The organism is Hymenobacter sp. IS2118 (assembly GCF_000715495.1).
Lineage (GTDB): Bacteria > Bacteroidota > Bacteroidia > Cytophagales > Hymenobacteraceae > Hymenobacter.
In genome coordinates this window covers 1-303 of record NZ_JNLX01000004.1, presented here as the reverse complement: position 1 = coordinate 303, position 303 = coordinate 1, and the positions used below count along the sequence as shown (strand labels likewise).

1 protein-coding gene is annotated in these 303 nt (G+C 69.3%); it reads left to right on the top strand.

Annotated features, from left to right (window positions below; all coding sequences use genetic code 11):
- A partial coding sequence (locus tag GM79_RS00295) for a histidine kinase dimerization/phospho-acceptor domain-containing protein (protein ID WP_035557336.1) occupies window positions 1–303 on the top strand: 303 nt, incomplete at both ends.

Genomic DNA, 303 nt, shown 5'->3' with positions numbered 1-303 from the left:
GGAGAAGATGGCCAGCCTGGGCGAGCTGACGGCGGGCATCGCCCACGAGATTCAGAACCCGCTCAACTTCGTCAACAACTTCTCGGAGGTGAGCACCGAGCTGCTGGAGGAGCTGGAAGAGGAGCAGGCCCGGCCCGCGCGCGATGCCGGGCTGGAAGCCGAGCTGCTGGGCGACCTGCGGCAGAACCTGACCAAAATCACGCACCACGGGCGGCGGGCGGCGGCCATCGTCAAGGGCATGCTGGAGCACTCGCGCACCAGCACCGGCGAGCGGGCCCCGACCGACCTCAACCGCCTGGCCGA